The 23,194-nt window shown below is 70.0% G+C and carries 27 protein-coding genes; 9 read left to right on the forward strand and 18 right to left on the reverse strand.

The window, feature by feature from the left end; all coding sequences use genetic code 11:
- Positions 1 to 40: 40 nt before the first annotated feature.
- Both KF910_RS09250 and KF910_RS09255 read right to left on the reverse strand, forming a co-directional pair.
- Positions 41 to 502: a hypothetical protein gene (locus tag KF910_RS09250; RefSeq protein WP_292260978.1), complete on the reverse strand. Its 462-nt coding sequence runs from the start codon at positions 500 to 502 to the stop codon at positions 41 to 43.
- Positions 503 to 584: 82 nt separating this feature from the next.
- Entirely contained in the window at positions 585 to 767 is a 183-nt protein-coding gene (locus KF910_RS09255) for a hypothetical protein (RefSeq protein WP_292260980.1), read from the reverse strand.
- A 20-nt stretch (positions 768 to 787) separates the two neighbouring features.
- On the opposite strand from KF910_RS09255, the gene KF910_RS09260 reads away from it, so the two are divergent.
- Together KF910_RS09260 and KF910_RS09265 are read left to right on the forward strand one after the other, a co-directional pair.
- Positions 788 to 1,192 carry a hypothetical protein gene (locus KF910_RS09260; RefSeq protein WP_292260982.1) on the forward strand — a complete coding sequence of 135 codons (405 nt, stop codon included), beginning with the start codon at positions 788 to 790 and terminating at the stop codon, positions 1,190 to 1,192.
- Between the two features lie 139 nt (positions 1,193 to 1,331).
- Positions 1,332 to 2,048 (forward strand): hypothetical protein, encoded by a 717-nt coding sequence (locus tag KF910_RS09265; protein WP_292260985.1) that lies wholly within the window; start codon positions 1,332 to 1,334, stop codon positions 2,046 to 2,048.
- A 51-nt stretch (positions 2,049 to 2,099) separates the two neighbouring features.
- Here KF910_RS09265 and KF910_RS09270 read toward each other — a convergent pair whose 3' ends face one another.
- From KF910_RS09270 to ileS, 7 genes are all read right to left on the reverse strand, one after another.
- On the reverse strand, positions 2,100 to 3,104 hold the full coding sequence (locus KF910_RS09270) for an adenosine deaminase (protein ID WP_292260987.1): 1,005 nt from the start codon (positions 3,102 to 3,104) through the stop codon (positions 2,100 to 2,102).
- Between the two features lie 187 nt (positions 3,105 to 3,291).
- Complete coding sequence (gene argS / locus KF910_RS09275) at positions 3,292 to 5,094, reverse strand: arginine--tRNA ligase (protein WP_292260989.1); 1,803 nt, start codon at positions 5,092 to 5,094, stop codon at positions 3,292 to 3,294.
- Positions 5,091 to 5,765 carry a Tat pathway signal sequence domain protein gene (locus KF910_RS09280; RefSeq protein WP_292260991.1) on the reverse strand — a complete coding sequence of 225 codons (675 nt, stop codon included), beginning with the start codon at positions 5,763 to 5,765 and terminating at the stop codon, positions 5,091 to 5,093. The genes argS and KF910_RS09280 overlap by 4 nt, the downstream gene beginning before the upstream one ends.
- A 110-nt stretch (positions 5,766 to 5,875) precedes the next feature.
- Positions 5,876 to 6,439, reverse strand: a complete 564-nt coding sequence (locus tag KF910_RS09285) for a DUF3035 domain-containing protein (protein WP_292260993.1) — start codon at positions 6,437 to 6,439, stop codon at positions 5,876 to 5,878.
- A 61-nt stretch (positions 6,440 to 6,500) separates the two neighbouring features.
- Positions 6,501 to 7,004, reverse strand: a complete 504-nt coding sequence (gene lspA / locus KF910_RS09290; RefSeq protein WP_292260995.1) for a signal peptidase II — start codon at positions 7,002 to 7,004, stop codon at positions 6,501 to 6,503.
- Positions 7,005 to 7,062: 58 nt separating this feature from the next.
- Positions 7,063 to 7,767, reverse strand: coding sequence for an MgtC/SapB family protein (locus KF910_RS09295; protein ID WP_292260996.1), 705 nt, complete (start codon positions 7,765 to 7,767; stop codon positions 7,063 to 7,065).
- Between the two features lie 96 nt (positions 7,768 to 7,863).
- Positions 7,864 to 10,791, reverse strand: coding sequence for an isoleucine--tRNA ligase (gene ileS / locus KF910_RS09300; RefSeq protein WP_292260998.1), 2,928 nt, complete (start codon positions 10,789 to 10,791; stop codon positions 7,864 to 7,866).
- Positions 10,792 to 10,813: 22 nt separating this feature from the next.
- On the opposite strand from ileS, the gene KF910_RS09305 reads away from it, so the two are divergent.
- The 3 genes from KF910_RS09305 (at position 10,814) to KF910_RS09315 (ending at position 12,171) form a co-directional block, all read left to right on the forward strand.
- Positions 10,814 to 10,936, forward strand: a complete 123-nt coding sequence (locus KF910_RS09305) for a hypothetical protein (protein ID WP_292261000.1) — start codon at positions 10,814 to 10,816, stop codon at positions 10,934 to 10,936.
- A gap of 98 nt (positions 10,937 to 11,034) precedes the next feature.
- Positions 11,035 to 11,589, forward strand: a complete 555-nt coding sequence (locus KF910_RS09310) for a DUF3828 domain-containing protein (protein ID WP_292261002.1) — start codon at positions 11,035 to 11,037, stop codon at positions 11,587 to 11,589.
- A gap of 54 nt (positions 11,590 to 11,643) precedes the next feature.
- Positions 11,644 to 12,171 carry a DUF3828 domain-containing protein gene (locus KF910_RS09315; protein WP_292261004.1) on the forward strand — a complete coding sequence of 176 codons (528 nt, stop codon included), beginning with the start codon at positions 11,644 to 11,646 and terminating at the stop codon, positions 12,169 to 12,171.
- Here KF910_RS09315 and KF910_RS09320 read toward each other — a convergent pair.
- The 3 genes from KF910_RS09320 to KF910_RS09330 are packed head-to-tail and all read right to left on the reverse strand — an operon-like array spanning position 12,164 to position 14,476.
- Positions 12,164 to 13,102 carry a bifunctional riboflavin kinase/FAD synthetase gene (locus tag KF910_RS09320; RefSeq protein WP_292261006.1) on the reverse strand — a complete coding sequence of 313 codons (939 nt, stop codon included), beginning with the start codon at positions 13,100 to 13,102 and terminating at the stop codon, positions 12,164 to 12,166. The genes KF910_RS09315 and KF910_RS09320 overlap by 8 nt on opposite strands.
- 1 nt (position 13,103) lies before the next feature.
- On the reverse strand, positions 13,104 to 13,565 hold the full coding sequence (locus KF910_RS09325; RefSeq protein ID WP_416354695.1) for a MaoC family dehydratase: 462 nt from the start codon (positions 13,563 to 13,565) through the stop codon (positions 13,104 to 13,106).
- A gap of 38 nt (positions 13,566 to 13,603) precedes the next feature.
- Complete coding sequence (locus KF910_RS09330; protein WP_292261008.1) at positions 13,604 to 14,476, reverse strand: TIGR01459 family HAD-type hydrolase; 873 nt, start codon at positions 14,474 to 14,476, stop codon at positions 13,604 to 13,606.
- Between the two features lie 101 nt (positions 14,477 to 14,577).
- Here KF910_RS09330 and KF910_RS09335 point away from each other — a divergent pair, with 101 nt between their 5' ends.
- The gene (locus KF910_RS09335; RefSeq protein ID WP_292261009.1) at positions 14,578 to 14,937 is read left to right on the forward strand and encodes a glycine zipper domain-containing protein; all 360 of its coding nucleotides are present in this window, start codon (positions 14,578 to 14,580) and stop codon (positions 14,935 to 14,937) included.
- A 4-nt stretch (positions 14,938 to 14,941) separates the two neighbouring features.
- Here the strand turns inward: KF910_RS09335 and KF910_RS09340 are convergent, their stop codons facing one another.
- Positions 14,942 to 16,216, reverse strand: a complete 1,275-nt coding sequence (locus KF910_RS09340) for an EAL domain-containing protein (RefSeq protein ID WP_292261010.1) — start codon at positions 16,214 to 16,216, stop codon at positions 14,942 to 14,944.
- Positions 16,217 to 16,315: 99 nt separating this feature from the next.
- On the opposite strand from KF910_RS09340, the gene KF910_RS09345 reads away from it, so the two are divergent.
- Together KF910_RS09345 and KF910_RS09350 are read left to right on the forward strand one after the other, a co-directional pair.
- Positions 16,316 to 17,086, forward strand: coding sequence for an SDR family NAD(P)-dependent oxidoreductase (locus KF910_RS09345; RefSeq protein WP_292261012.1), 771 nt, complete (start codon positions 16,316 to 16,318; stop codon positions 17,084 to 17,086).
- Positions 17,087 to 17,099: 13 nt separating this feature from the next.
- Positions 17,100 to 18,008, forward strand: a complete 909-nt coding sequence (locus KF910_RS09350; protein WP_292261014.1) for a lysophospholipid acyltransferase family protein — start codon at positions 17,100 to 17,102, stop codon at positions 18,006 to 18,008.
- Here the strand turns inward: KF910_RS09350 and KF910_RS09355 are convergent.
- The 5 genes from KF910_RS09355 to KF910_RS09375 all read right to left on the reverse strand — a co-directional run bounded on the left by KF910_RS09355 (position 17,972) and on the right by KF910_RS09375 (position 21,239).
- On the reverse strand, positions 17,972 to 18,490 hold the full coding sequence (locus KF910_RS09355; protein ID WP_292261015.1) for a response regulator: 519 nt from the start codon (positions 18,488 to 18,490) through the stop codon (positions 17,972 to 17,974). The genes KF910_RS09350 and KF910_RS09355 overlap by 37 nt on opposite strands.
- 76 nt (positions 18,491 to 18,566) lie before the next feature.
- Complete coding sequence (locus tag KF910_RS09360) at positions 18,567 to 19,439, reverse strand: M23 family metallopeptidase (protein ID WP_292261017.1); 873 nt, start codon at positions 19,437 to 19,439, stop codon at positions 18,567 to 18,569.
- Positions 19,436 to 19,639 (reverse strand): DUF2093 domain-containing protein, encoded by a 204-nt coding sequence (locus tag KF910_RS09365; RefSeq protein WP_292261019.1) that lies wholly within the window; start codon positions 19,637 to 19,639, stop codon positions 19,436 to 19,438. Before KF910_RS09365 ends, KF910_RS09360 begins: the two co-directional genes overlap by 4 nt.
- A 73-nt stretch (positions 19,640 to 19,712) precedes the next feature.
- Entirely contained in the window at positions 19,713 to 21,002 is a 1,290-nt protein-coding gene (gene purD, locus KF910_RS09370; protein ID WP_292261022.1) for a phosphoribosylamine--glycine ligase, read from the reverse strand.
- 60 nt (positions 21,003 to 21,062) lie between these two features.
- Entirely contained in the window at positions 21,063 to 21,239 is a 177-nt protein-coding gene (locus KF910_RS09375) for a hypothetical protein (protein WP_292261023.1), read from the reverse strand.
- A gap of 42 nt (positions 21,240 to 21,281) precedes the next feature.
- Here KF910_RS09375 and xseA point away from each other — a divergent pair, with 42 nt between their 5' ends.
- Positions 21,282 to 22,874, forward strand: coding sequence for an exodeoxyribonuclease VII large subunit (gene xseA / locus KF910_RS09380; protein ID WP_292261024.1), 1,593 nt, complete (start codon positions 21,282 to 21,284; stop codon positions 22,872 to 22,874).
- Positions 22,875 to 23,194: the final 320 nt, after the last annotated feature.

Here is a 23,194-nt window from a genome sequence, read left to right on the forward strand (position 1 = left end):
CCTGTCTGTGGAACGACGGTGTCCTTCGGCCGCCTGGCCGTCAACCTCCGCCGAGGTTGTAGGTCATGGTCACATAGCTGCCTGGGGCGTCCGCCGTCGGCGCGATGGTGACCTGGACGCCACGATCAACATCGCCCGTGGCGCTGGCCGTCAGGATCAGCGAGCCGTTCATATCGGCGTCGTTGCGTTCGCTGAGCCCGGACGCATCCAGGCGGTCCCGATAGAAGGCGGCCACCCGACCGGTTGAGTCGGCGGTCCGGAAGGCCACCATGCCGCCCCGGTTACCCGCCGAACCGTTTCCTTCCAGGACGCTTTCGATCCGTGCGCCCGGATAGAGCGGCGCGAAATCGGGCATGTTTCTCGGCGCGGCGATGGCGCTCCCTGTCCGGAGCGTGACGTTCTCGCCGGTCTCCGGATTGGCATGAACGCGCGTCTCGCGCTCGCCGCAGCCGGTCAATGCGCAGGTCAAGGCGACCAGGCAGGACAGTTCGAGGATACGCATGGTTGGCTCCCGTGGATCGAGGATTCGATGATCCATACGAGAACCAGGGGGCAATCCGGACAAACGGCTAAACCGGGTCGCTTCACACAGTTCCGACGGCGAGCCCCCGACGCTGGACAATGACATCGGACTTCTGATCGAGGAGGCGGGCGCTGAATCCGGCTTTTTCATCAGCCTGGATGTCCTGGGGATGCGGCTCGTCGATCGGATCGGCAAACCGCTGATGATCGTCCAGATCGGGCCGGAGCCCAAGACCGCCGCTCAACTCGGAAGGTCACTCCGGCCATGGAGGCGGGTGTTGTCACCCGACTCTATGACGCGGCCTTCGTGGTCCGCATGATCGCGCGCTATCAGGCCCGCGCTATCGAAGAAGGCCTGCTGACCTTCAACGAGGACGTGGTCATCACGCCTGCGGCTGTCGATGAAGTTCCGGCGCCTGCCGATGATCAGGCTGAGCCCCTCTGGCTCTACCGCAACTTCGCCCAGCACAGCGTTCGCATCCACAAGGCCTCCTGCGCCCATGCCCGCAAGGGTGCCGGTCACGGAGGCGAGGTGGGACGCAGCGGCGAATGGACCCAAGTGACGGGCCTCGAAAACGCACGGGCGATGGGCGAGGACGTCGCGCCTGGCCGGACGTCGGTGTGCAACATCTGCCTGGGCCGGCGCTTCAACCTCGGCCGCCGCCTCTAGGCGACTCATGACCCAGATTCAAACTAGGGCACTACCGCGAACCTTCAGCGTATGGAACGGCCGGGCGGGGGGCGTTCGTTTGCCTGTCATCGACGATGGGCGCAGGGGCGTCCGTCGGGACCGAGCAGGAGAGATGGACATGCCGAACCGCCAGGATCACCGAACGCGCTGGACCGAAGGCGCCCGCCGCGAAGACGACATCAACTGGAACGACCGCGACCGCAGCCGCGACGAGAGCCGCAGCTGGGCCGGCGACCGCGATTTCCAGCGCAACGAAGGCTATCGTCCGCAGGGCGGTGGGCAATACGCCCGCGACGACGACGCCAGCGCCTATCGTGACCGCGCCTATCGCGACCGGGCCGACTGGGGCGGGCGTTCGTCCCAGGACGCCTACGGCTATGGCGCCCAGGGCTACGAACCGTCCCGGTCCTATGGCTCGGGCGAGACCTGGGGCCGGGGTCCGGGCCGGTTCGAACAGGCCCCGCGCGGAGGCGAGTTCGGCCGCGACTATGGCGTCAACCGCGCCTATGGCCGCGACCATGATCAGGGCAGGGGTCCCGCCCGGACCTATGGCTCGGGCCGCGACTACGAGGCCCAGGGGTATGCGCCGGGCGCCCAGATCTGGCAGGGGTCCGGCCGCGATATGGGTCGGCCAGACCACGAGCCGGACTATCTGCATTGGCGCGAGCAGCAGATGTCGAAATTCGACCGCGACTATGACGACTGGCGCAACGAACGGCGCCAGAAATTCTCGTCCGATTTCGACAGCTGGCGCAGCAGCCGGGCCGAGAATCCGGTCGTCGGCGACGTGTCGGACGGCGGCGTCGGCAGCCAGAAGGACGCCAAGAAGGACTGATCCCGCCCTGGCGTCCGGATCGAGAGGCCCCGGTTCGCCGGGGCCTTTCCCTTATCCGGCGTAGGCGTCGATCTCGGCGATGCGCCGGGCCTTTTCGGCCTCGGTCAGGAAACTGCCCTCGAAACTGTTCCTGGCGATCTGCGTCACCTGTTCGCGGGTCAGGCCGACCGCCGAGGCCAGCTGTTTGTAGTTGGCGTTCACATAGCCCCCGAAATAGGCCGGATCGTCCGAGTTCAGGGTGACGTGCAGACCCCGGCGCAGCATCTCGGGGACCGGATGGTCCTTCAGGTCATGCACGACGCACAGTTTCAGGTTCGACAGGGGGCAGACGGTCAGGGTCATCTGTTCGTTGGCCAGACGCCGGATCAGCCCCTCGTCCTCCATGGAGCGGTTGCCGTGGTCCATGCGGTCGATGTGCAGCAGGTCCAGCGCCTCATGCACATAGGCGGGCGGCCCCTCTTCCCCCGCATGGGCGCACAGTTTGAACCCCAGGTCGCGGGCGCGGGCGAAGACACGCTGGAATTTCGACGGCGGATGGCCGACCTCCGACGAATCCAGGCCTACCCCCGCGAACCGGTCGCGCCAGGGCAGGGCGGCCTCCAGCGTCCCCATGGCGGCGTCCTCGTCCAGATGGCGCAGGAAGCACAGGATCAGTTTGGACGTCACACCCAGTTCGGTCTCGGCGCGCTTCATGCCGTCCCACAGCCCCTCGATGACGGTCTCCATCGACACGCCCCGGTCGGTGTGGGTCTGGGGGTCGAAGAAGATTTCGGCGTGGCGCACATTGTCGGCGGCGGCGCGCTGGAAATAGGCGAAGGCCAGATCCTCGAAGTCCCGCCGGGTCAGCAGGACCGCGGCGCCCGCGTAATAGATGTCGAGAAAGTCCTGAAGGTTCGAAAAGTCATAGGCCGCCCGCACGGCCTCGACGCTGTCGAACGGAATGGAGACGCCGTTGCGCCGGGCCAGTTCGAACATCAGTTCGGGCTCGAGACTGCCCTCGATATGCAGATGCAGCTCGGCCTTGGGCAGGCCGTCGATATAGGCGTCAAGGGACATGGCGTTCTCCTCTCGGCCGCCAGCTTAACCAAGGCGCGGCAAAACGTCTCCTCCCTGTCGCGTAGCGATGGGGAGGTGGATCGGGCGCGAAGCGACCGAGACGGAGGGGGTCTTGTCTTCGTGTCACGAAGAGCCCCTCCACCGCTTCGCGGTCCCCCTCCCCATGGAATGGGGAGGAGACGAGGGATCACATCCGGTCCGGCGTCTCGATCCCCAGCAGGTCCAGGGCGATCTCAAGCTGGACCAGCGCCGCCTTCGACAGGGCCAGGCGCGAGGCGCGGGTCGCTTCATCCGGCGCGACCAGCACCGGGCAGGCGGCGTAGAATTTCGAGAACGACTGCGCCAGCCGATAGGCGTGTTCCGCGATCAGATGCGGCATCCGCTTGTCATAGGCGTCGGCGACCGCCGGGTCGAAGGCGTCCAGGGTCAGGGCCAGGTCGCGCTCGGCCGGCTCGGCCACGACGATGGCGCCGGGGATCAGGCCCTGGTCCACCGCCTTGCGCAGCAGGGATTTGATGCGGACGGCCTGGTACAGCAGATACGGCCCGGTCTTGCCCTCGAACGACATGAACCGGTCCAGGTCGAAGACATAGCTGGTGGTCCGGGCGTTCGACAGGTCGGCGAATTTCAGCGCCGCGACCGCCACCTTGTGGGCGATGGCCTCGAACTCTTCGGGCGGCAGATCGTCGCCCAGCTTGGCCTCGCGCAGACGCTCGCGCGCCTTGTCCACCGCCATGGTGATCAGGTCGTGCAGCTTCAGCACCCCGCCGGCGCGGGTCTTGAAGGGCTTGCCGTCCGGCCCGTTCATGGTGCCGAAGCCCAGGTGCTCCAGCATGCCGTCGGTCGCATAGCCGGCCAGGCGGGCGGCGCGGAACACCTGTTCGAAATGCTCGGCCTGGCGCTCGTCCACGACATAGAGGATCAGGTCCGGGCCGATGGCGATCTTGCGGTCCAGGATGGTGGCCAGGTCGGTGGTCCCGTACATGGCCGAGCCTTCGGAACTGATGACCAGCAGGGGCGGCGGGCTGGGCGCCTCGATCACCGTGCCGTCGGCCAGCTTCTTCTTGCGGGTCTCGCCCGGCCCGGCGACGTGGACCACCCGGGCGCCGTCGTCCTGGACCAGCAGGCCGGTCTTTTCCAGATGGGCGATCATTTCGGCCATGCGGGGATCGGCGTCGGATTCGCCGTTCCACAGATCGAAGGTCACGCCCAGGGCGCCGAACTCGCGCTCCAGCGCGGTGCGGCTGACGGCGACGAAATGGGCCCACAGGGCGCGATAGCCGGGGCGTCCGGCCTGAAGCTCGGCTGTCGCCTTGCGGGCGCGGTCGCGGAAGGCGGGGTCTTCCTTGGCCCTGGCGGCGGCCTGGGGATACAGCCGCTCCAGGTCTTCCAGGGTCACCGGACTGTCGGCCGGGAAGGGGCCGTCGCCCTCGGCCAGGAAGGCGTCAGCCTTGCCCTCGTCGGCTGCGGCGACGATCAGCAGCCCCATCTGGAAGCCCCAGTCGCCGAAATGGGCGTCGCCCCAGACCGTGTCGCCGCGGAAGCGGAACAGCCGCTTCAGGCTCTCGCCGATGATGGAGCTGCGCAGATGGCCGACATGCATCGGCTTGGCCACGTTCGGGCCGGCGTAGTCGATCAGCACCTTGCGCGGGACAGCCACGACGGAGGCGCCGGCGTGGTCTGCGTCGGCCGCCGCCTCGGCCGCCCGCGCGGCCAGGGTCGCGTCGGACATCTTCAGATTGATGAAGCCGGGTCCCGCCACATCGACCGAGGCCAGGCGCGGGTCGCCGGCCAGGCGCGCCGCGACACGGGCGGCCAGGTCGCGCGGATTGGCGCCCACCGACTTGGCGGCGGCCAGGGCGCCGTTCGACTGGAAATCCGCCAGGTCGGGGCGGTCGGAGGCGGTGACGCGGACGTTCGATCCCGCCACGCCTTCGGCGGCGAAGGCGGCGGTGACCGCTTCGCCCAGGGCGGTTCTGAGAGCGGTCATTGGGCGCTGGCGGTCCCGGTCTGGGGCGGCCCGGCCTGGATGCGGAAGCGGCTGCCCGAACGGTTGAACTCGGCCATTTCGGGGGTGACCTCAAAACCGATCAGAACCTCGAAATTCGCGCCCGAAACGGTGGCCGAGGCGCGCGGGATGGTGATCGTCTGTTCCCGGGTCACCGAGGCGGTCTGGCCGCCCTCGAAATTGACCGGCAGGTCGAAATATTCCTTGGCCAGTACGGCCTTGTCCCGCTCGGTCACCGCGATCCAGTAGCGGTAGGTATGGCTGTTCCCCTGGGCCATCGGGCCGCGACCCAGGTTGAACAGGGTGTTGACGGCCAGGGTGATCGGCTGTTCGTCGCGATAGGAGCAATCCGAGGTCACCCCCTCGATCTCGCCGGTGAAGCCGACCGACTGAAGGCTGGGCTGATCGCCGCTGATCTCGACGTAGCGGGCGCCGTCGTAGAGAATCTTCACGAAGGGGCAGGGGCCGGCGTTGACCCGGTTGTTCAGCGGGCGCAGCTGGCGTTCGCCGCGCTGCTGGCGCGGATCGTCCGGCTGGGGCCGGTCCTGCTGGCGGTCCGAGCGGTCGCGCGAACGGGTCTGGGCGCTGGCGGCGTCCACCAGGGCGCCCGAGGCCAGGGCGGTTACGGCGAGGGCGAGAAGGACGCGACGCATCGGGGTCATCCGGCAGAGGGCATGGGACGCGACGCCCCAACCGGCGTCGGTTCGGCCACGCTGTTTGCTGATAGCGGCTAAAGCGAGGCGCGGCAAACGGCGCCCCGGGTTCAGAGGCCCGGCAGCTTGAAGCCGCTGCGGCGCGGGGCGAAGACGATGGCGCCGCGATCGCCGGTCAGGGCCTGCAGACGCGCCTGTTCGGCCGCCGCATCGATGGTGACGGCGCCGGACGCGGTCTGGGTCTGGGTCGGGGCCTGGGTCGCCGGGTCGTTGCGGCGCCAGAACAGGACGCGGTCCGCGAAGCTGGAGTCCTTGTGGGCCAGGTCGCCGAATTCGTCGTCGATCACATAGCGGGCCAGGGGATCGGCCCGGTCGGCGCCGGCCTGGGCGGCCAGCATCTGTTCGCCGGGGGTGCGGGTCACGGCCTGACGCTGGCCCAGAAGAATCTGGCGGGCGGCGCTTTCGGGGGCCAGTTCCTGGGGCCGGGGCTGGCCGGGCGCGGGCGGCAGAAGCCCGTATTCCGGCGGCACGCTGAGCGGAGCGGTCGAGACGGTCACGAACTCGTCCGGCACCACCTTGGTCGCGCCCAGGGCCCGGCTGAAGCTGCCGCAGGCGGCCAGGGGCAGGCCGGCGGCGACGATCAGGGACAGGACGGCGAAGCGACGGATTCGCATGGACGGTTCGGGCTCCCAGGCGCGGCGTGCGCGCGATCTCGGTCTCAGCAAGACCGCGTCATTACGACTTTTCGGGGGCCGCGCCAACCTTGGCCGCCTGTTCGGAACGCAGGCTGTCCAGGACCAGCAGGATCACCCCCACGGTGATGGCGCTGTCGGCCACGTTGAAGACCCAGGGGAAGACGCCGGTCTGGGAGAAGTCCAGGAAGTCGATCACATGGCCGAAGCGGATGCGGTCGATGACATTGCCCAGGGCGCCGCCCATGACCAGGCCGATGGCGGCCGTCATCAGGCGACGGTCGGTGCGGTTGGCCCACCAGGCCAGCAGGCCCGCGACCGCCAGGGAAAAGACCGTCAGCACCCAGCGCGCCGAGCCGCCGCCGAACAGGCCGAAACTGACCCCGTCGTTGTGAACCAGGCTTAGCCGGAAGAAGGGCAGGACCGGAATCACCCCGCGCTCGGCTATGTCCAGCCCGTCCAGGACCCACAGCTTGGTCAGCTGGTCGACCAGGATGATGACGGCCGCGAAGGCGTAGGCGGTGACCGCGAGGCGAGTGATCTTCATTCCGCGCCGGTAGCAGGAACCGCGCGCGGGGCGAAGCGAAAATCCGCCGGAGGGCGGCTCAGTCCGCGGTTCGCCGCGATTTGCGACGCTGCTCGATGTCGCGGATCTCGACCACGCCCGGCAGGGCGGCCAGATCGGCCCGGATCGCGTCGCCGACCCCGGGCGCGGCGCCCCTGAGCCGCAGACGCAGAACGTCTTGCAGGCCGTCCGGCGACGGGGCCAGGACCAGTTGGGACACGGCGGCGAAGCGGGGGCCCAGGGCGCGTTCGACGGCGCTGAGCGGCAGGCTCCCCGTATCGGCCCGCACCAGCAGGCCGGCGGGCTGGCGCCGGCGGCGGACCACCTGTCCCACCGGCCGCATCAGGGTCAGGATGACCAGGATCGTCACCGTGGCCGCCACCGCCGCGGCATAGAGGCCGCCGCCCACCGCCAGGCCGATCGCCGCCACGGCCCAGATGCTGGCCGCCGTGGTCAGCCCCTTGATGACCTCGCCGCGCAGCAGGATCGAACCGGCCCCCAGGAAGCCGATGCCCGACACCACCTGGGCCGCGACGCGCGAGGGGTCCAGGACCACATGGGGCTGGCCCAGAATGTCCTGAAAGCCCCAGGACGAGACGATCATCAGCAGGCAGGAGCCGACGCTGACCAGCATGTGGGTGCGCAGGCCCGCGGACCACAGCTGGCGCTCGCGCTCCACCCCGATGACGCTGCCGAAACCGGCCGCCAGCAGCAGGCGCAGGATCAGTTCGGCGTTCGACAGCATGGCGCATTCCTCCGTTCCCCCGCGGGCCGGGGGGAAGGAAGGGTATCAGGATCGCGCCGCGAGAGGAAAGTTTTTGATCCGATCACGGATCGAGTTTCAGCTTCCCGCCCGCTGTCGCGCGTCCAGCCAGCGCACCGCATCGGCGTCGCGGGCGGACAGGTCCGGATAGTCCGGGTCCGAGCCGACATCCGGCACGCGACGCCAGGACCGGGCGCATTTGGCGTATTCGGCCAGCCGGACCTCCGCCGTCACCGCCTCTCCGCCGGGGAACAGTTCGGCGCCGGAGGTGCGGAACACCTCGGCCGCATCCAGACCCTCGAACGCCGACAGGGATTCGGCCGGGCCGGTCACGCGCGGCCAGGCGTCCAGGGCGCCGCCGATCACCTTGTCCCGCCGCGCCGTTTCCAGCGCCTCGTTGACGATCTCCAGCACGGCGTTGACGCGGCCCCACCGCTGGGCCTCCGCATCGTTGCGCCACTGGGCCGGCGTCTCGGGGATCACCCGGGCGCAGTTCGAGCCGCCCTCGGGGAACCGTGTCGTCCAGGCCTCTTCCATGGTGAAGGGCGTCAGAGGCGCCAGCCAGGCGGTCAGGCGCAGGAAGACTTCGTCCATCACCGTGCGCGCGGCGCGGCGGCGCACCGCGTCGGGCCGGTCGCAGTACAGGCTGTCCTTGCGAATGTCGAAATACAGGGCCGACAGGTCGCCGGAGCAGAACTCCAGCACCGGCCGCACCACGTCCTGGAAGCGATAGTCGGCGTAGGCGGCCCGCACCTGGCCATCCAACTCCCACAGGCGATGCAGGATGAACCGCTCCAGCGGCGGCATCTGGTCCAGCGGCAGGCGTTCGGCCTCCTCGAACCCGTTCAGGGCGCCCAGCAGGTAACGGACGGTGTTCCTCAGCTTGCGATAGGCGTCGACCGTGGTCTGAAGGATCTGCTTTCCGATCCGCTGGTCCTCGGCATAGTCCACCAGGGCGACCCACAGCCGCAGGATGTCGGCCCCACTCTCCTTGATCACCACCGCCGGATCGACGGTGTTGCCCTTGGACTTGGACATCTTCTCGCCGTTCTCGTCCTGGGTGAACCCATGGGTCAGCACGGCCTTGTAGGGCGCGCGGCCACGGGTGCCCGAGCCTTCCAGCATGTTGGACTGGAACCAGCCGCGATGCTGGTCCGAGCCTTCCAGATACAGGTCGGCGGGCCAGTGCGACGGGCGGTCGCCGGTATAGCCCTGTTCCGGGGTGCGCGGCTCCAGGGTGAAGGCGTGGGTGCAGCCGCTGTCGAACCAGACGTCCAGGATGTCCTCGACCTTCTCGTACCGGGCCGGATCGTGGGCGCCCAGGAAGTCGGCGTCGGGCGTCTCGAACCAGGCGTCGGCGCCGCCGCTGCGGATGGCCTGAACGATGCGGGCGTCGACCTGCGGATCATGCAGGGGGTGGCCGGTCTGTTTGTCCACGAACATGGCCAGGGGCGTGCCCCAGGCGCGCTGGCGGCTGATCAGCCAGTCGGGCCGCCCCTCGACCATCGCGCGGATGCGGTTCTTGCCCGCCGCCGGGTGGAAGGCGGTGTCGTCGATAGAGCGCAGGGCGATCTCGCGCAGGGTGTCGCCGCCCGCCAGTTCCTCATCCATGCGGATGAACCACTGCGGTGTGTTCCTGAAGATCACGGGCGCGCGCGAACGCCAGCTGTGCGGATAGGAATGCTCCATCCGGCCCCGCGCCAGAAGGGCGCCGACCTCGATCAGCCGGTCCATCACCGCGCCGTTGGCCGGACCGAATTTGCCGGTCTTCTTGCCCTCGGTCTCCAGCACCTTCAGGCCGGCGAACAGGGGGACGTGCTCATAATAGGCGCCGTCGGGATCGACCGTGTCGGGCACCTCGTGATGGCCGTGGGCCTTCCACACCTCGAAGTCGTCGGCGCCGTGGCCGGGGGCGGTATGCACGAAGCCCGTGCCCGCGTCGTCGGTCACGTGGTCCCCCGCCAGCAGGGGCACGGCGAAGCCATAGCCGGGATGCAGCGGCGCCAGAGGGTGGGCGCACTCCAGCCCCGACGGATTGATGGCGTCCAGCCGGGTCCATTCGGCGATCTTGGCCGCCTTGCGCACGTCGTCCGCCAGTTTGTCGGCGACGATGAACCGCTCGCCCGGCCTGGCCCAGGGCTCGAACTCCAGCCCCGTCTCCATGGCCGTGACCTCATACAGGCCATAGGCGATCTCGGGCCCATAGCTGATGGCCCGGTTGGCGGGGATGGTCCACGGCGTGGTGGTCCAGATCACGATCGACGGGGTGGCGTGGCGGAAGGCCAGCAGGTCGTCGGGCTGGTCGTCGCCGGCCCCCGTGACCGGGAATTTCACCCAGATCGTGGGGCTGACATGGTCGTGATACTCCACCTCGGCGTCGGCCAGGGCCGTGCGCTCGACCGGCGACCACATCACCGGCTTGGACCCGCGGTACAGCTGGCCCGAGGTCTTGAACTTGTGGAATTCCTGCACGATGGCCGCCTCGGTGCCGAAGTCCATGGTGGCGTAGCGATTGTCCCAGTCGCCGATGACGCCCAGCCGCTTGAACTGTTCGCGCTGAACCTCGATCCAGCCGGTGGCGTATTCGCGGCAGGCGGCGCGGAAGGCGGCCTTGGACACCTCGTCCTTGCGCTTGCCCTGGGCGCGGAACTTCTCTTCGATCTTCCATTCGATCGGCAGGCCGTGGCAGTCCCAGCCGGGGACATAGTCGACATCATAGCCCAGCAGGAACCGCGACCGGACGACGAAGTCCTTCAGCGTCTTGTTCAGCGCGTGGCCGATATGGATGTCGCCGTTCGCATAGGGCGGACCGTCGTGCAGCACATACAGGGGCGCCTTCTGCGACTGGCGCAGCGCGCGCAGGTCGCCGTACAGGTCGCCCCACTGTTCCAGGATCGCCGGCTCCTTCTGCGGCAGGCCGCCGCGCATGGGAAAGGGCGTCTCGGGCAGGAAGACGGTGTCGCGGTAATCGCGGCCGGTGGAAGGGGTGTCTTTGGCGTCGGCCATGAGTTCAGTCTCGGCGTCTAAAATGATCCGTTCGCGTGTCGATCTCGATCCCGGCGTGCACGGGGCCTTGGCCCTGCGGCGCTACGCCGGGCGGCTAATCGAAATCGGGCGAACGACGCGGACGGTCATGGTCCGGGCGGTCTAGCAGAGGCCGGGGGGGCGACGCCAGCGCGGATCGTCAGGAACCGCAGGGTTGGCGCGCGCCTGTCGCGGCCGCACGGTGGCGTCAGCCGGAGGATGACCATGCGCCTGACCCTCGTCGCCCTGATCTTCCTGGGCTTGGCCGCCTGCGACCGCGCGGCCGAGGCCCAGCCGCCCAAGACCGCGACCCTGATCGCCATGGCCGCGCCGGCGGCCCAGGCCGAGGACGGGGCGGGGGCCGAGACCTTCGTGCGCGCCCTCTACGCCAGCTATGCCGACGGGGACGACGCCCGGCCCTGGTCGGGCGACCGGGTCTGGTCCGCGCGGATGAACGCCCTGGTGCGCCGCGACGCCGAACTGGCCACCGAGGATCTGCCCTATCTGGACGCCGACCCGATCTGCGACTGCCAGGACTGGGAGCGGCTGGCGGTGCGCGCGGTGGCCCTGTCGCCGGTCGGCGCCGACGGCTCGGTCGAGGCGACCGTGCGCTTCGTCAACGGCGGCGAGGACAAGACGGCCCTGCTGAAGCTGAAACGCGAGGCCGACGGCTGGCGGGTCGATGACGTTATGAACCCCGGCCATCCGTCCCTGGCCCAGAACCTGGCGGAGTCCAACGCCCGGATCGAGGCGGGGCGAAAGGCGCTGGACCGCGACTGACCGCTTGCCCGGCGGCCGGCGCGCGCGGATAGTCGCGGCGAAAGGGAGCCCGCCATGCGCCATCTCGTCCTGCTAATCGGCGTCGCCCTGGCGGCGGCCGCCTGTTCCGACCCGGATGCGACCGAACCGGCCGACGCCTCGGCCGCCGCGGCCCTGCCGCCCGGACGGCCGGCCGTCTATCAGGCCGCGACCGAGGGGCCGGAAGCCTTCGTCCGGGCGCTCTACGCCATGTATGAGGCCAATGCGGCCGGAGAGCCCCCGGCGCCCGGCCGCGACCCGCTGTACGGCCGCATCTTCAACGCCGCCATGGGTGAGGACTTCCGCCAGAACCAGGGCCAGGTCCCCTTCCTGAATTTCGATGCGGTCTGCGGCTGCCAGGACGGCCAGGTGCGGCTGACCTCGGTCACGGTGATCCCGACCGAACGGTTCAAGGCGGACGCCCAGGTCGCCTTCACCGTCGACGGCCAGGCCCGGTCCCAGGTGCTGAAACTGGAGCAGGAAGGCCCCAGCTGGCGGATCGCCGACGTGATCCCGGCGGGCGAGACCTCGCTGCGCGAACGGATCATCGCCACCCTCAGATAGTCGACAGCACCTGTCGCGCCCGTTCGGCGTCGGCCTCGATCTGGGCTTTCAGGGCCTCAAGCCCGTCGAACGTCATCTCGGGCCGCAGGAAGGCGATCAACTGGGTCTCGATGGTCTGGCCGTACAGGTCGCCGTCGAAGTCGAACAGCCAGACCTCCAGCATCGGCTCGGGCGTGCGCCACATCGGCCGGACGCCCAGGCTGGCGACCCCGTCGAACACCCGGCCGTCGGCCAGGCGGGTGCGGGTCGCATAGACGCCGAAGGCCGGGCGCATATAGCCGCCCAGGGTCACGTTGGCGGTGGGGACGCCGAGGGTCCGGCCGCGCTTGTCGCCGTGCACCACCTCGCCGGCGATGGCGAAGGGGCGGCCCAGGATGGCGGCGGCGCGGTCCATGTCCCCCGCCTTCAGCGCCTCTCGCACCGCGCTGGACGACAGTTTCAGCCCGTCCGGATCGTCGATCCGCGGGGTCATCGAGACCGAAAAGCCCAGCTCGGCGCCATAGGCGCGCAGGGCCTCGGGCGAACCGGACCGCCCCTTGCCGAAGGTGAAGTCGAAGCCGACCGCCGCATGGCGCACCCCCAGGCCGTCGGCCAGGACCTGTTCGGCGAAATCCCGGTCGCTCATGGCCGCCATCTCGGCGTCGAAGGGCAGCAGATACAGGCGCTCGACCCCAAGCTCGCCCAGGGCCGCCGCCATCTGGTCCGGCGTCATCAGGCCGAAGGGGGCGGCGTCGGGCTGGAAGAATCGGCGCGGATGCGGGGCGAAACTGACGACGCCCAGGGGGGCGTCCAGGTCGCGGGCCGCGCGGGCCGCGTCGGCGATGACCGCCTGATGACCCTGGTGAACCCCGTCGAAGGCGCCCACGGCCACGGCGGCGCCCTTCAGGTCGGACGGCAGGTCGCGCCAGTCGGGGATGATCCGGGCGGCCAAGTCAGTCCTTCGCGGGCCGGCGGCGGCGCGGCACCCGGACCAGGGCCTCGCCGTCCATCACCACCTCGTCGCCGACCAGGCCCTGCGCCTTCAGCACCACGCGGGCGCTTTCGGGATCGACCTCGGCCACCGTCACCCGCGCGATCAGGACATCGCCGATCCGCACCGGCTTGTGGAAGCTCAGGGTCTGGCTGAGGAAGATCGCCCCCGCGCCCGGCAGCATGGTGCCGACCACCGCGGAACCGACCGAAGCCGACAGCAGGCCGTGGGCGATCCGCCCGCGATAGGCGGTCTTGGCCGCATAGGCCTCGTCCATGTGCACGGGGTTGAAGTCGTCGGACGCCTCGGCGAACTGGACGATGCGCGCCTCGGTGATCTCGACGCGCTTTTCGGCGGTCATGCCGACGAACAGTTCATCCAGGATATAGCCGCCGGACGGATGGGCTTGGACCAGATCGCTCATGGGCGGGTGTTAGCGCCGACCGCGGCGCTTGGCCACAGTCACCACGCCAGTTCCAGCGCCGCATAGCGGGCGTAGGTCGTCTCGGCCTTCAGCAGATCGGCCGCGTGGGCGGGGTCCAGGGCGCCGTCGGGGCCGCGCGCCTGGTCGCCATGAATCCCTTGCGCGATGAACAGGCAGTCCAGACCCTGGCGGTTGGCGCCCATGACGTCGGTCACCACTCCGTCGCCGATGCACAGGATGCGCGACCGGTCGATGGGCCCGCCACGCAGGCGTTCGGCCGCATCGACGGCCAGTTCGTAGATCGGCCCGAAGGGCTTGCCGGCCATGACCACCCGCCCGCCCAGGCTTTCGTACAGGTCCGCCAGGGCGCCGGCGCAGTAGATCAGCCGATCGCCGCGCTGGACCACCCGGTCGGGGTTGGCGCAGATCAGCTCCAGATCGCGCGCTGCGGCGGGGACGAAGCGGTCGCGGTAGTCCTCTGGCGTTTCGGTTTCGTCGTTCTCGGGTCCGGTGACGGAGATGAAGGCCGCCTCTTCGGGCCGCGACGCGCGGACGAGGCCCGTGCCTTCATAAAGCGCCTGGTCGCGGTCCGGGCCGATGATCCAGGCGGGGCCGGACGCCGCGCGCCGGGCCAGTTCCGCGCGGGTGGCGTCGCCCGAGGTGACCACGGCGTCCCAGGCCTGGCGCGGGACCCCCAGGCCCTCCATCTGGCCGATCACTCCGTCGGCGGGACGCGGGGAGTTGGAGATCAGCACCACCGAACCGCCCCGGGCCCGGAACGCGGCCAGGGCCCGGCAAGGCGTCTCCCAGGCCTCGCGACCGTTGTGGATCACGCCCCAGACGTCGCACAGCAGGACATCGTAATCGCCGGCGACGGCCGACAGGCGGGGCAGGGGATGGGGCAGGGTCATGCGCCCGAGATAGCCGCTGAACCGCGCCGCGAGAAGCCGAAGACGGAACAGGCGCCGTCCCTGCCGTGTTCAGACCGCATCGACGGCGAAGGAGACGGGACATGGATCGGGACTGGGGACGGCTGACGGCGGTCGCGGCGGCCTGCGGCCTTGCGGGGCTGACGGCGGCGGGCTGCGCCACCACGGACGGCTACGCCTCGGCGTGCGAGCGCGACTATGCGCGCAACCGCCAGCAGGCGACGGCCTCGGGCGCCCTGCTGGGCGCGGCGGCGGGGGCGGCCCTGGCGGGATCGGGCGACCGGGAACGCGGGGCCGCCATCGGGGCGGCCATCGGCGGCCTTCTGGGCGCCCAGCTGTCGGCCGAGGACGACCCCTGCGGCTATGGCTTCGCCGGCTACAACCGCGACCATCGCTATGGCCGCGAGCGGATCTACTGGCGGGACGGCCGCCGGCCCTGGTGACCGATCAGGCGAAGCGGCGGCGCTGTTCGGCGCTGCGCAGGGTCGAGCGCAGGAATTCCGGCGGCGGGTCGGTCTCGGCCAGGACCTGTTCCTTGATGGCGCGCGGCTCGCCGAACAGATGGCCCTGGCCGGCGGCGACGTCCAGTTCCAGGATGTCGACCACCTGGCGCTCATTCTCGACTTTTTCGGCGATCAGCTCGATGCCGTAGCGGCGCGTCAGGCCGGCGAAGTCCGCCGCCTGGATATCGGGCATGGAGCGCAGGGGCGCCGCGCCGTCCAGGTCCAGCAGCTGTTCGATCAGCAGATCGGCCGCCACCTTCATGAATTTCACGTCCGACCGCTGCAGGTCGGCGAAGTCCAGGTCCAGGGTCTGGACCTTGTCGATCGAGAAGCGGAACCCCAGGTCGGCCAGCTTGGCCATGTTGCGCGCCTCGACCGCGCCCCGGGCGTCGAACACCGCCTGGCCCAGTTCGAAGATCAGGGCCTGGTTCAGGTCGCGGTTCTCGCTGAGGAAGTCCAGGAACTGCGGGAAGAAGGTCTCGTCCCCCAGGCTGGTCAGGGCGATGTTGCAGAAGACCCCGACCTTGCGGTCCTGGCGCGCCAGCCGCCGCACGATCTGGGCGCAGCGGAACAGCAGCAGGTTGTCGATCACCGGCGCCAGGCCCTCGCCCTCGGCCACCGACAGATATTCGGCCGGCATCATCACCCGGCCCGAGGCGTCGCGCAGGCGGGTGAAGCTCTCGTAGAAGATCGTCCGGCGCTGGGGCAGGGAGACCACCGGCTGGAGATACAGGTCGACGCGATTGTCGCTTAGCGCCTCATGCACCGTCTGCAGCAGGGCGTTGGACTGTTGCTGGCGGCGGGCCTCGACGGGATCGGAGACCGGCACGGGGCCGGCGCGGAACCGGTCTTCCAGGGTCTCGGTCATCTGCTGGACCAGGCCTTCCAGCATCCGCACCTCGCCCGACAGTTCCTCGGTGCGGTCCAGGGCGCCGCTTTCGACCGCCTTGGCCAGGCCGCTGAGGGCCCCCTGGGTCTCTTCCAGGGCGTCGGCCAGCAGGCGATGGGCCTCGCGCACCTGGTCGATCTCCTTCTTCAGGGCGCGGCGGTCCGACATCTGGGCGATCAGGCCGTGGACGGCGCTGAACAGGGCCAGGGCGCCCACGGCCCCGGCCGCGCCCGCACCGGCGCCGAATCCCGCGCGCCAGATGAAGGTCCCGACCGTCAGGGCCAGGAACAGATAGGCAAAGGCCAGAAATGCGGTGGTGATGGTGCGCATGGGGACGCGTCGACGCCTTCCCGGATGGAATCGGCCGAGTATCGGGGTATCAGGAGCGCACCGCTAGTGCTCCTCCCGCGAATCGCCAAGGAAATCCCCATGCAACTGTTCGACCTGTCCGGAAAAGTCGCCGTCATCACCGGTTCGTCGCGCGGCATCGGCCTGGCCATCGCCGAGCGGCTGGCCGAACACGGGGCCCAGGTTGTGATCTCGTCGCGCAAGGCCGGCCCGTGCGAGGAGGCGGCCGACGCCATCAACGCCCGATATGGCGCCGGCCGCGCCATGGCCGTGCCCGCCAACATCGGCTCCAAGGAGGATCTGCAGCGGCTGGTCGACCAGACCATGGCCGCCTGGGGCCATATCGACATCCTGGTCTGCAACGCCGCCAGCAACCCCTACGCCGGGCCGATGGCCGGCATCTCGGACGAGCAGTTCGAGAAGATCCTTCAGAACAACGTCATTTCGAACCACTGGCTGATCCAGATGATCGCGCCCCAGATGCTGGAGCGGAAGGACGGGTCGATCATCCTGCTGTCGTCCATCGGCGGCCTGCGCGGCAACGCCCTGATCGGAGCCTACAATGTGTCCAAGGCCGCCGACATGCAGATGGCGCGCAACCTGGCGGTCGAGTGGGGGCCGTCGAACGTGCGGGTCAACTGCATCGCTCCGGGCCTGGTCCAGACCGACTTCGCCAAATACCTGTGGGAGAACCCCGAACTGCTGAAGCAGGTGACCGATCCCGCGCCGCTGAAGCGGATCGGCCAGCCGGACGAGATCGCCGGGGCGGCCGTCTATCTGGCGGCGCCGGCCTCGGCCTATATGACCGGCCAGACCCTGGTCGTGGACGGCGGCGTCACCATTGCCTGGTGACCGTCCCGGCCTGATGCAGGACCTCGCCTGGCGGGCCGAGGCGGCGGGGTTCGCCGTGCTGATCGCCGCCCTCAGGCTGATGGGGGTCGAACGGGCCTCGGCCTTCGGCGGCTGGCTGCTGCGGACCCTGGGGCCGCGCACGGGGACCCAGCGCACGGTGATGCGGAACCTGCGCATCGCCTTTCCGGACATGGACGAGGCCCAGCGCCGGCGCCTGGCGCGGGACCAGTGGGACCAGACCGGCCGCACCTTCGCCGAACTGACCATGATGGACCGGCTGACGCCCGCCTCGGGCCGGATCGAGATCGTCGGCGGCGAACGGCTGGACGCCATCCGCGACGGCGGCCGGCCGGTGGTCTTCGTCTCGGGCCACCTGGCCAATTTCGAACTGATGCCGGCGGTGATCCTGGCGGCCGGGATTCCGTGTCAGGTGACCTATCGCGCCGCCAACAACCCCTATGTCGACGCCATGATCCGCGCCAACCGGGCCCGCTATGGGGTCAAGCTGTTCGCGCCCAAGGGGGGCGACGGCGCGCGCGAACTTCTGGCGGGCCTGCAGCGGGGCGAGTCGGTCGCCCTGATGAACGACCAGAAATTCTCCGAAGGGCCGGAAGTGACCTTCTTCGGCCAGCCGGTGAACGCCGCCCCGGGGCCCAGCCGCCTGGCCCTCCGCTTTGGCACGGTGCTGCAGCCGATGTCGGTGACCCGCCTGCCGGGGGTGCGGTTCCGCCTGACGGTGCATGAGCCGATCGCCCTTCGCGCGACCGGCGACAAGTCCGCCGACATCGCCCGCGGCGTCCAGGCGGTGACTACTTTCGTCGAAGACCGGGTGCGCGAACATCCGATCGACTGGTTCTGGGTCCACAAGCGGTGGCCCGATGCGGTCTACGCCGGGCTGGCCCCCGCATCCGACCGGGCCTGATCGGTCGCGCGGCGGAACGGGCCCCGGTAGCCTTCGGCGACGCGCCGGCGCCGGTCGGGGCCGAAATAGGTCTCGGCCTTGACGAAGGCCCGAGGCCGCAGGATCACCGCCTGCATCCGCTCCAGGATCGCCTTGGCGGTGATCGGCTTGACGACGAATTCGGTGACCCCGGCGTCGCGCGCCTCGGTCACCCGGCTCTTTTCCGAATGGCCGGTCATCATGATGATCGGCAGATAGGGATTGGCGCTGTCGGGGCTGTTGCGGACCAGGCGGGTGAATTCGACCCCGTCCAGCGGGTACATGTTGAAGTCGACGATCGCCAGATCGACCGGATGGTTGCGTAGGGCCTCCAGGGCGGCGGCGCCGTCCGGCGCCTCCTTCAGCCGTCGGACGCCCGCGGACTGCAGGATGGCCGAGGTGATGGCGCGCATGTGCTGGTTGTCATCGACCAGCAGGATGTTGAGGTTGCCGAGGGACGCCATTGGGGCCGTGGAAAGAAGGTCGACGCATCGACGGTCAGGTCAATCTCTAGACTGCAATCGTTATTTTAGTGTGATTTCAGTCCTGTCCGGACAACAGGCCCGGCGCCGAGCGGCCGACCATCAGGGCGGGATTCAGGTTGCGGTCGCGCCATTTCATGCGCCAGCACAGGTGCGGGCCGGTGGCGCGCCCGGTCATGCCGACGCGGCCGATGGCCTGGCCCCGCGCGACCCTCTGGCCCGTTTCGACGTCGATGCGCGACTGGTGCAGATAGGCGGTGATCAGCCCCTGGCCGTGGTCGATCAGGGTCAGGCCGCCCTCGAAATGCAGGCCGGTGCGGGCCAGGGCCACCCGTCCGTCGGCCGGCGCCTTGATCGCGGTTCCCTGGGGCGCGGCCAGGTCGACGCCGTAATGGGGCCGCGCCGGCGTGCCGTTCAGCACCCTCTGTGAGCCCCAGGCGCTGGTGATCCGGTAGGCGTCCAGGGGCCAGGCCATGCCGTCACGGAAGGCGTCGCCGGGCGCGCGGCTGGCGAACCCCTCGGTCTTCAGCGCCACCTCGCGCTGGATGCGGGCCAGAAGCTCGGGGTCGGTCGGGGTCACCGTGGCCGGGGGCAGGCCGTTGACGACGGTGGAAGGGAAGCGCCCGGGGGCGATGGTCAGGGTCCGGGCCGCCGTCCGGCCGTCCGGGGCGCGCGCCTCGATCCGGGTCGAGCCGGGGGCGTCGCGGTCGAACCCCACGACGAACAGGCCCGCCTCCGACGCCGCCGTCAGGGCCTCTCCGTCGACGAAGACCAGGGCGCGGGGCCAGGTGCGGCCGAAGGCGAAGCCGCCCTGTCGCCATTCGCCGCCGAGGGTCAGGCCGGGGCTCGACTGGACCGGCAGGGCGCGCGCCGACCCGGCGGCCAGGGCCGCGCCCGCGCCCAGCAGAAGGCGGCGTCGACCCAGGCTCAATCGATCGGCCCCATGCGGCTGAGCGCCTCCAGAGGGCCGACATAGGCCTCCTGCCGGTCGGGGTTCCAATAGCGCAGGGTCTCCAGCGGAATGGGCTTTTCCGTCACGGCGCAGGTGACGTAGCGGCCGGGTTTCAGGACCACGAACTCGCCGTCGCCATAATGGACGGTCGCCTGGCCGGAAGGGGGGGTGTCGGTCATGGCCTCACGATAACGGCGACGGGTCGGTCCCGCCAAGCCTTGCGCCCCTGACGGGAGATGATGGGGAAGAAGGCTACGCTTCCTCCGCCGTCTCCCGCTCCACCGCGCGCCAGCCGATGTCGGTGCGGTGGAAACCGCCGGGCCAGTCGATCCTGCGGATGGCGGCATAGGCTCGTTCGCGCGCCTGGCGGATGTCGTCGCCCCGCGCGCAGACATTCAGCACCCGTCCCCCTGCGGCGCACAGCTGGCCGTCCTTTCGCCGCGTCGTCCCGGCGTGGAAGACCTGCACATCCGGCCCGAAATCCTGCGACGCTCCGCGGATGATCGACCCTTCCAGCGGGCTGTCCGGATAACCCTTGGCCGCCAGCACCACGCAGATCACCGTCTGCGGATGAAACTCCAGCGGCGGCAGGCCCGAGACGTCCCCGCGCGCGCAGGCCAGCAGATAGGGGACGATGTCGCCCGCGATCCGCATCATCAGCACCTGGCATTCCGGATCGCCGAAACGGGCGTTGAACTCGACCACCCTGGGCCCGGCCTCGGTCGCCATCAGACCGGCGTACAGCACCCCGCGATAGGGCATGCCCTCGGCCGCCATCGCCTTGATCGTCGGCTGGACGATCCGCGCGTCGGCCTGTTCCACCAGTTCGGGCGTGAACACCGGCGCCGGCGAATAGGCGCCCATCCCCCCGGTGTTCGGCCCCAGGTCGCCGTCGAAGGCGCGCTTGTGATCCTGGGCCCCGCCCAGCAGCACCGCCCGCTGGCCATCGCACAGGGCGAACAGCGAACCCTCTTCGCCGTCCATGAACTCCTCGATCACCACCCGCGCCCCGGCCGCGCCGAAACGGCCGCCCAGCATGCGGTCGATCTCGGCCTCGGCGTCGGCCTTGTCGGGGCTGATGGCCACCCCCTTGCCCGCCGCCAGGCCGTCGGCCTTGATCACATAGGGCGGCTTGAAGACGCTCAGCGCCGCCTTCGCGTCCGCCGCCCGGTCATAGACGCCGTAACCGGCGGTCGGGATGTCGTGGCGTTCCAGGAAATTCTTCGAGAAGGCCTTGGACGTCTCCAGTTGGGCGGCCTTGGCCGTCGGGCCGAAACAGGGAATGCCCGCCGCCGCCAGCCGGTCGGCCAGCCCCGCCTCCAGCGCCGATTCCGGCCCCACCACCACCAGGTCGGCCCTGATCTCGCGCGCCAGGGCCGCCAGCCCCTCGGCGTCCGTCGCCTTCAGGTCGCGCCGTTCGCCCAGCGCCTCCATGCCCGGATTGCCGGGCGCGCAGACCAGCCGCGCGCACAGCGGCGATTGCGCGATCTTCCACGCCAGGGCGTGCTCGCGTCCGCCCGATCCGACCAGCAGGATGTTCATGGCCGCGCAATGGCCCTTGGACGCCCCCGGGGTCAAGGCGTCAAAGGGGTGAACGGGACCTTACGTCAGGGCGAACAGCACATAGGCGGCGCCTCCCAGCAGGACCAGAACCCCGATGATCACCAAGGGCATCGGCGCCCCCGCGCTGCGGCGGGCCAGGTCGCGTTCGGGCGGGGTCGAGCGGTCGGCGGGTCGGTGTCGCGCGGATCGGCCATGAAGCGGCAATGCGTGCGACACCCGACCGTTCCCCCGCGCGGCGACGTCCTCTAATCTGACGCCATGAGCGACGACTCCTATGTCTTCGAGGGCGCGGCCCCGGCCGAACCGGCGCGCGACAACAATCCGCCCCTGTCGATCTCGGACCTGTCGTTCGCGCTCAAGCGCACCCTGGAGGAACGGTTCGGCCACGTCCGGCTGCGCGGCGAAATCTCCAAGGTCAACCGCCACGCCTCGGGCCACGTCTATCTGACGCTGAAGGATGACAAGGCGGCCATCGACGGCGTCATCTGGAAGGGCTCGGCCCGCAGCCTCGGCGTCCAGCCCGAGACAGGGCTGGAGGTCATCGTCACCGGCAAGATCACCTCATACCCGGCCCGCTCCAGCTATCAGATCGTCATCGAGACCATGGAGGCCGCCGGCGCCGGCGCCCTGCTGGCCCAGCTGGAGCGGCTGAAGACCAAACTGCGCGACGAAGGCCTGTTCGAGACGTCGCGCAAGCGGCCGATCCCGGCCTTCCCCGCCGTCATCGGCGTGATCACCAGCCCGACCGGCGCCGTCATCCGCGACATCCTGCATCGCATCGCCGAGCGCTGGCCCTGCCGGGTGATCGTCTGGCCGGTGGTGGTCCAGGGCGACCAGGCCTGCGGCCAGGTCGCCAACGCCATCCGCGGCTTCGACGCCCTGGCGCGGGGCGGGCCGATCCCCCGGCCGGACCTGCTGATCGTCGCGCGCGGCGGCGGCTCGGTCGAGGACCTGTGGTGCTTCAACGACGAAGGCCTGGCCCGCACCGTCGCGGCGGCCGCCATCCCCATCATATCGGCCGTGGGGCATGAGACGGACACCACCCTGATCGACTTCGTCTCCGACCGCCGCGCCCCCACCCCCACCGGCGCGGCCGAGATGGCCACCCCCGTTCTGGCGGACCTGCGCTACGCCCTGTCCGACCTGTCGGGCCGCCTGGCGCGGTCGGCCGGTCGGCTGGTCGAGGATCGCCGCACCCGGCTGCGCGCCGCCGCCCGCGGCCTGCCGGCCCGGCCCGAGGACCTTCTGTCCCTGGCCCAGCAACGTCTGGACATGGCCGGCGGCAAGCTGCGCTCCAGCCTGCAGCAGAACGTCAGCGCCCACCGGCACGACCTGGTCTCGATCGCCGGCCGCCTGAACCGGGGCCTGCTGGACGGGCGGATCGAGAACCGGGGCGACCGGCTGACCGCCTCCGGTGCGCGGCTGTCGCGCGCCCTGAAGACCCATGCGGACGCCAAGGCGCACGCCCTCGGCCGCATCGCCGCCCGTCTGTCCGACGAACCGCTGAAACGCCGCCTGGACCAGCGCGCGGCGCGGCTGGAGGCGGCGGGGCGCAGCCTGGGCCGCTGGCCCGACCGGCTGACGCGCGAGGACGAGCGGCTGTCGGCCCTGGCCCGCGCTCTCCTCGGCCTCGACCCCGCCCGGCCCAAGCCCGGCTTCGCCCGCGTCGAGGCCGAGGACGGCCGCTGGATCACCCAGGCGGCGGCCCTGGCGCCCGGCCAGGCGGTCAGCCTCGTCTTCCCCGACGGCGCGCGCGGCGCCCGCATCGACGGCGAATCCGCCGCCCCTCCCCCCAGACCCCGACTTCACAAACCCAAGCCGACGCCCCCCGGCCAGGGCGACCTGTTCTGACCCCCCTCACCCCCTCCGACTTCCCTCACCCTCTCCCGCTGGGAGAGGGCTTGAACGCCCAAGAGCCCGTCAGGGCGATTGGACTTGCGTGAAAGGGTGAGGGTCGGTTGTCGACCGCTTCTCCCCTCCGCTTCCCCGGCGAATGCCGGGGCCCAGATCGAAGGGCTCAGACAGCTGGGGCTTGGGCTTGTGATCAAAGGCCTTCTGCAGAGTCACGCCATCTGGGCCCCGGCATTCGCCGGGGGAAGCGGTCAAGAAGCCGGAGTGTAAACCCTGGCGAACCCAACTTCCTGACCCCGCACATCAATCCCCGCCGCTAG

Source organism: Brevundimonas sp. (assembly GCF_019636155.1).
Lineage (GTDB): Bacteria > Pseudomonadota > Alphaproteobacteria > Caulobacterales > Caulobacteraceae > Brevundimonas.